This window comes from Pleomorphomonas diazotrophica (assembly GCF_002844595.1).
Taxonomy (GTDB): domain Bacteria; phylum Pseudomonadota; class Alphaproteobacteria; order Rhizobiales; family Pleomorphomonadaceae; genus Pleomorphomonas; species Pleomorphomonas diazotrophica.
In genome coordinates this window covers 101587-108237 of record NZ_PJNW01000013.1, presented here as the reverse complement: position 1 = coordinate 108237, position 6651 = coordinate 101587, and the positions used below count along the sequence as shown (strand labels likewise).

The 6651-nt window shown below is 65.6% G+C and carries 8 protein-coding genes; 6 read left to right on the top strand and 2 right to left on the bottom strand.

What is annotated here, in order from left to right; translation table 11 throughout:
* Nucleotides 1–18 precede the first annotated feature (18 nt).
* Entirely contained in the window at nt 19–1215 is a 1197-nt protein-coding gene (mmsB, locus tag CXZ10_RS15995; protein ID WP_101290357.1) for a multiple monosaccharide ABC transporter permease, read from the top strand.
* Nucleotides 1216–1342: 127 nt separating this feature from the next.
* Here mmsB and CXZ10_RS15990 read toward each other — a convergent pair whose 3' ends face one another.
* Complete coding sequence (locus tag CXZ10_RS15990; RefSeq protein WP_101290356.1) at nt 1343–1579, bottom strand: hypothetical protein; 237 nt, start codon at nt 1577–1579, stop codon at nt 1343–1345.
* Nucleotides 1580–1919: 340 nt separating this feature from the next.
* On the opposite strand from CXZ10_RS15990, the gene CXZ10_RS15985 reads away from it, so the two are divergent.
* Complete coding sequence (locus CXZ10_RS15985; RefSeq protein WP_101290355.1) at nt 1920–2819, top strand: LysR substrate-binding domain-containing protein; 900 nt, start codon at nt 1920–1922, stop codon at nt 2817–2819.
* Between the two features lie 96 nt (nt 2820–2915).
* Here CXZ10_RS15985 and CXZ10_RS21375 read toward each other — a convergent pair whose 3' ends face one another.
* Nucleotides 2916–3098 (bottom strand): hypothetical protein, encoded by a 183-nt coding sequence (locus CXZ10_RS21375; RefSeq protein WP_143741547.1) that lies wholly within the window; start codon nt 3096–3098, stop codon nt 2916–2918.
* On the opposite strand from CXZ10_RS21375, the gene CXZ10_RS15980 reads away from it, so the two are divergent.
* From CXZ10_RS15980 to CXZ10_RS15965, 4 genes are read left to right on the top strand one after another with little or no spacing between them, the layout of a single operon-like run.
* Nucleotides 3082–4224, top strand: coding sequence for a transporter substrate-binding domain-containing protein (locus CXZ10_RS15980; protein WP_101290354.1), 1143 nt, complete (start codon nt 3082–3084; stop codon nt 4222–4224). The two genes, CXZ10_RS21375 and CXZ10_RS15980, sit on opposite strands and share 17 nt — an antisense overlap.
* The gene (locus CXZ10_RS15975) at nt 4221–4805 is read left to right on the top strand and encodes an ANTAR domain-containing response regulator (protein ID WP_101290353.1); all 585 of its coding nucleotides are present in this window, start codon (nt 4221–4223) and stop codon (nt 4803–4805) included. The genes CXZ10_RS15980 and CXZ10_RS15975 overlap by 4 nt, the downstream gene beginning before the upstream one ends.
* Nucleotides 4805–5653: an ABC transporter permease gene (locus CXZ10_RS15970; RefSeq protein ID WP_101290352.1), complete on the top strand. Its 849-nt coding sequence runs from the start codon at nt 4805–4807 to the stop codon at nt 5651–5653. The genes CXZ10_RS15975 and CXZ10_RS15970 overlap by 1 nt, the downstream gene beginning before the upstream one ends.
* A gap of 1 nt (nt 5654) precedes the next feature.
* Nucleotides 5655–6575 carry an ABC transporter permease gene (locus CXZ10_RS15965; RefSeq protein ID WP_101290351.1) on the top strand — a complete coding sequence of 307 codons (921 nt, stop codon included), beginning with the start codon at nt 5655–5657 and terminating at the stop codon, nt 6573–6575.
* Nucleotides 6576–6651: the final 76 nt, after the last annotated feature.

Genomic DNA, 6651 nt, shown 5'->3' with positions numbered 1-6651 from the left:
CTCGGGGGAGAAGGTTTGATGTCCAGCGTGAATCCGCCCGTGGCGGAAGAAACTGAGGGATCGTTGCTGCAGGTTCTCCGGCGCAACGCCAAGGATTACGGCATGCTCATCGTGCTGATCGCGGTGATGGTGTTCTTCCAGGTGATCACCGGCGGCGTGCTGTTCATGCCGGCCAACCTGACCAACCTGGTGCTGCAGAACTCCTTCGTCGTCATCCTGGCGCTCGGCATGCTCTTGGTGATCATCGCCGGGCATATCGACCTCTCGGTGGGCTCGATTGTCGGCGTCATCGGCGCGCTGGCCGCCATCCTGATGATCCGCCTGCAAATCAATCCCTGGGTCGCCTGCCTGATCTGCCTCGTTGCGGGCGGCGCCATCGGCGCGGCGCAGGGCTACTGGATCGCCTATCACCATATCCCGGCGTTCATCGTGACGCTGGCCGGCATGCTGGTGTTCCGAGGCCTCACCTTCTGGATCCTCGGCGGCATCAACATCAGCCCCTTCCCGGCCGAATTCACCAAGCTCTCGACCGGCTTCCTGCCGAGCTTCTTCACCATCGGCGGCTTCGACTCGACGGCGGTGGTTCTCACCCTGCTGCTGGCGGCCGCCTTTGTTCGCGGGTCCATCCTCGGTCGCAAGAGCGACGAAGCGCATGGCGAGGACGTCCTGCCGATGCCGGTATTCGTGATGCAGACGACGGCCGTGGTGGCCATCATGCTGCTCTTCGGTTACCAACTGGCGGTCTACAAGGGCATTCCCAACATCCTGCTCGTCATGGGCGCAATGGTTGGCGCCTATTACTTCCTGACGACACGCACCACCATTGGCCGCTCCATCTACGCCCTCGGCGGCAACGAGAAGGCGACGCGGCTCTCCGGCATCAACACCGAGCGCTTCTGCTTCTATACCTTCGTCAACATGGGGGTCATGGCGGCCTTTGCCGGCCTGATCGTCGCCGCCCGCCTCAACTCCTCGACGCCCAAGGCCGGCACCGGTTTCGAGATGGACTGCATCGCCGCCTGCTTCATCGGCGGCGCCTCGACGACCGGTGGTGTCGGCCGGGTGACCGGTGCGGTGGTCGGCGCCTTCATCATGGGCGTGCTCAACAACGGCATGTCGATCATGGGCCTCGGCATCGACTTCCAGCAGATGGTCAAGGGCCTCGTGCTGCTCGCAGCCGTCGTCTTCGATCTCTACAATAAAAACAAGGGGTGATACCTCACGCCTCCAGCCCCAATCCTCCAGCAAACTCAGCGGAGCCGAAAGGCTCCGTTTTCTTATGCAAAACGCCCCGGCGCGGTCGGCACCGGGGCGATTCTGTTCGCTTGCGATTTTGGACCCGTCAGGCGGCGTGCTTCTGGGGCGGCATGCGCAGGTTGGCCACCGGCTCCCAGACGGCGCGGTCGATCTCGCGCTCGGCGGTCTCGCGGCAGAAGCCGACGTCATCGAGCAGATACGGATCCTCGACCAGCCGCTGCAGGTCGTGCCTCAGCAGGCTGCGCTTGCGCCACTGCCGGTAGAGCTGCCCCGGATTGAAGGTGCTGCCTGCCCACTGGCGGGCGGACATCGAGAAGATCATGATGGAACTCCGTGCTCTTCGCTTGGCTTCTATATGAAGATGCCCGAGCTCCCCTTCAAACGCCTTTTTGGGTGGCTTGACGTTCCAAAAACTCAACCGTAAACAATTCCTTACCAACCCCGCCGCAGCGCCGCCACAATGGCTGGCGGCCTCTAGGGGGAACTGCGTACAATGCCGTCACATTTCTGACAAAACTGCCCTTTTTGAGCTGACATCTACGGGATTTGCGGGATGATGGCGCCTCGCTGATACCTTGGTCGATAAGAGTTCGCCGCAAGGCGAGCCGGCGCCAAGCCGTGCGTGAAAGTCAACCGGAACAGAGATTCGGAAGGTAACGAACGTGGCCGTCAACCGCCTGCCCAGCCTCAACGCGCTCAAGGCCTTCGAGAGCGTCGCCCGCCTCGGCGCGCTCAACCGCGCCGCCGAGGAACTCAACGTCACCGAGAGCGCCGTCAGCCGGCAGATCCGCGCCCTGGAGGACGACCTGCGCGTCGAGCTGTTCCGCCGCGTTCACCGGGGCGTGCGGCTGTCACCGGAAGGCGAGCAGCTGGCCCTGTCGCTCGGCACCGCCTTCGAGGCGATAAGGCGTGGCGTCGAGCAGATCCGCGCCCGCCCCGGTGTCATCCGCGTCCGCACGCCGCCCACCTTCGGCGCCCGCTGGCTCCTGCCGCGCCTCCGCAGCTTCGAGACGGCCAATCCCGACCTCACGGTGCGCGTCTCCGTGCTCTGGGAAAACATGGACCCCAGCGACGTCGAGAACGACGTCGGCATCCTCTACGAATCGCGCCTGTGGCAGCCGGAGGAGCTGGTGCCCTTCCTGATGGAGCGGCTGACCCCCGTCTGCTCGCCCGCCTATTACCCGACCGTCGCCCATCTCGAACCGCTGGAGCAGATCCGCCGCGGCCAGATCCTTCATTGCTATGGCATGACCGACTGGCAGCGCTGGGTGACGAGGGCCTTCGGAGACGAGGCTCCCGACGTCGAGCATGGCGAGACCTTCGACACCATGGACACCGCGCTCAGGGCCGCCGAGGCCGGGCGCGGATTTGCCATGGCCGACCTGTCGATGATCGACGACGACCTCAGCCTCGGCCGCCTGATCGCGCCCTTCAATGTGGTGGCCGCCGGGGTCGACAATTTCTATCTCGTCCGCCGCGACCGCCTCCGCCCCAAGCCCGAGGTGACGCGCTTCGTCGAATGGCTCTACGCACAGGTGGAGGAGATGAACGAGGGCGGGTGATTCAGGATCTTCAGCCGTCATGCCCGAGAAAGAGGCAACACGCTGAGCGATGAGGTGCGCCGCCTCCCTTTCCATCCTTGACAGCGACAAAGAAGCTCAGTTAGTATTCATGCCTAATTGATGGGCTGCAACGTTTTGCAGCCATGACATCAGCTCTTCCAGAGCAACGGGCAGCATGGCCCCATGACCTTTCGGCGATCGTTCGAGCGAGCCGGAGCGTGTCATGGGGCTTTTTGCATTGGTCACTGCGTTGAGGTTGGCGATGGTCGGCGCGATCAAGGTTGGAGTCCTGTATTCCTGTACCGGACCCTATGGCTCCATAGGCCGCGATTGCCGCGACGGGGCGGCGCTTGCCTTCGATCAGGCGGCAGGTGATCACGGCGGCGGGCTTTCCTTCGAGCCCGTCTACGCCAATCCCGAGGGCGAGCCGCGCGCCTACCTGGAACAGGCGCGCGCCATGCTGCGCGATGAAGGATGCCGCCTCATCGTCGGCACCATCACCTCGCTCGCCCGCAAGGAAGTCATTCCGCTCATCGAGAAGCATGACGGACTGCTCTGGTACATCTGCCCCTACGAGGGCTTCGAGGCCAACGAGAACGTCATCTACACCGGCGCCTGTCCCAACCAGCATCTGATACCGTTGTTCGAGCATCTGCTGCCGAGGCAGGGGCGGCGGGTCTATCTCATCGGCGCCAACTATGTGTGGGGCTGGGAGATGAACCGCATCGCCCGCGACCTCTTGCGGGACGCCGGCGGCGAAGTGGTGGGCGAGCGCTATCTGCCCATCGAGGAAACCGACGTCGACAGGTTGATCGCCGACATCCGGAGCCGCCGTCCCGACTTCATCCTCAACAACCTGATCGGCCCCTCGAGCCATGCCTTCCTCCGGGCCTACAAGGCGCTCGGCGATGCCGACCCCGCCTTCCGCCCGGAGGTTCGACCTGTGGTGAGCTGCGATCTCACCGAGGCTGAGATCGGCGAGATCGGCCTTGGCCTTTCCACCGGCCACCTGTCGGCCGCCAGCTATTTCGGCACCCTGGCAACGCCGGAAAACGAGCGCTTTCGCGCGCGGGCGGCCGCAGCTCTGGGCACCGAACGCCGGCTCTCGTCCTTCGTCGAAGGCGCCTATGTCGCCGCCAACATGCTGATGGACGCGGTTCGCTCCGTCGGAACCGATGAGCCGTCCGCCGTGCGCATGGCGGTCCATGCCCGCCTGTTCGAAACGCCGCACGGCCCGATGCGCATCGATCCGCGGACCAACCACGCCGCCCTGCCGTTCCATCTCGGCCGCATCCGCGACGACGGCAACTTCGACATCATCGCCAGTCGTCCCGCCATCGCCGCCGATCCCTACATGACGGCATCGCGCGACGGCGGCCGGTCCAGCCTGAGGGTGGTGTCATGACGGTGATCCCCGATCTCGTCGGCCGCCGGGCCGTCATCCTGCATCGCCCTGACGACGGCGTGCAGCGGCTTGTGCGCCAGCTCGGCCTGCTCGGTCTTGAGGCGCACGTCCAGTGGGCGCCGCTCGATCTCGAAGCGACGCCGGCCGACATCGTGCTGGTGGACGCCGATCAGGGGTGGTCGGGGCTGCTGCCGTGGTCGGGCCATGCAGCGCCCGTCCCTCTCGTGGCCCTGCTGCAGTCCGAAGCACCCGGCCGCGTCGCCTGGGCCATCTCGGAAGGCGCGCTTGCCATCCTGCCCAAGCCGGTGGCACCCGCCGCGGTCTATCCGGCGTTGATTCTCGCCGTCACCGCGCACGCCCGTGCCGCCGAAGCGGCAGCCCGCATGGAGCGGCTCGAAGAAAGGCTTCGCATGCGACCGCTGGTGCATGCCGCCGTCAGGGCCATCGAAATGGCATCCGGCTGTGACGAGGAAGCCGCCTACGCCGCACTGCGCCGCGCGGCCATGAAGCGCCGCATCACCATAGAACAGACGGCCGCCGAGATGCTGGCCGGCGTCATTCCCCTGTCGGAGGCCGGTTGATGCGCATCGCCCGTGAGTTCCTGCGCCGGCCCACCGCGGTTTTCGGCCTGATCGTGGTGCTGCTGGTGGTGATCGGCGCCCTCGCCGCGCCGCTGATCGCCCCTTACGCCCCCGACGAGCAGTTGTTCGACGGCCTGACCCTCGAAGGCGCACCGATCGGCCCCGATGCCGCCTTCCTGCTCGGCACCGACACGCTGGGTCGCGATCTCCTGACGCGGTTGCTGTTCGGCGCCCGCACCTCGCTGATCATCGGCGTCGTCGCCAACGGCACGGCGGTCGCCATCGGCCTCGGCGTCGGCATGCTGGCCGGCTACCTGCGCGGCCCGGCAGGCAACGCCCTGATGCGTTTCACCGACCTGATGATGGCCTTTCCCGCCTTGCTGCTCGCCATCGTGCTGGCCGCGCTGTTCCACCCGAGCCTCTGGATCGTCGCCATGGTGATCGCCATGGTCAACTGGGTGCAGGTGGCGCGCATCGTCTACACCGAAACGCGCGGCCTCGTGGAACGCGACTTCATCCTTGCCGAACGGTCGCTGGGCGCCGGCCACGGCCGCATCGTCTTCCGCCACGTCCTTCCGCACCTGATGCCGACCGCCATCGTCTGGGGCACGCTCGGCATTGCCACCACGGTGCTGCTCGAGGCGACTCTGTCCTTCCTCGGCGTCGGCGTGCAGCCACCGGAACCCTCCTGGGGCAACATCATCTTCGAAAGCCAGAGCTTCTTCACCTCGGCGCCCTGGCTGGTGATCTTCCCGGGCATCGCCATCCTGCTGACGGCGCTCTCCTTCAACCTGGTCGGCGACGCCTTGCGCGACATCCTCGACCCGACCCAGCGCGGGAGGATGTGAGATGATCGAGCTGATCCTGCGCCGGCTCGGTGGCGCGCTGATGATCCTGTTCGGCGTCGCGGCCATCACCTTCATGCTGCTCTACGCCTTGCCGGCGGACCCGGCGGTGCAGCTTGCCGGCCGCTCGGCCACCGCCCAGACGGTCGCCAACATCCGGCATGAACTCGGCCTCGACCAACCGCTTCTCCTGCAGTTCGTCCACTATCTCGGCAATCTCGTGCAGGGTGATCTCGGTCGCTCCTACACCCAGAAGACCGAGGTGATGACGCTGATCCTCGCCCGCCTGCCGGCGACGCTGATCCTGATGGTCTCCGGCATCCTGGTCGAGGTGGCGATCGGCCTGACGCTCGGCACCATAGCCGCCCTCAATCGCGGCGGCTTTGTCGACCGGCTGGTGATGACGGTCTCCTTCATCGGCGTGTCCGCCCCGCAGTTCGTGGTTGCCCTGCTGCTGCTCTACGTCTTCGCGGCGACGCTGCAATGGTTCCCGATGTCCGGCTTCGGCACCTTCAGCCACGTCGTGCTGCCAGCGCTGACCCTCGGCGTGCTCGGGGCCGGCTGGTATGCCCGCATGGTTCGCTCGGCGATGATCGACGTGCTCAATCAAGACTATGTCCGCACGGCGCGGGCCAAGGGCGTTGCCGAGCGCGCAGTCATCCTTCGCCACGCCGTGCCCAACGCGCTGTTGCCGATCGTCGCCATGATCGGCATCGACATCGGCCAGTTCATGGGCGGCGTGGTGGTGGTCGAAGCCGTCTACGGCTGGCCCGGAATCGGCCAGCTCGCCTGGCAGGCGATCCAGCAGGTCGACATTCCCATCATCATGGGCGTCACGCTCATCTCCTCGCTCGCCATCGTGATCGGCAACCTGATCGCCGATCTCGTCGCTCCGCTGATCGATCCCAGAATCCGGCCCCGTTAGGGCTGGGAGAACAAAATCCGGGCCTGTTAACGGCTCCGATAAAGCCGGCCTGTGATCCGGCCAACGACAACAAGAA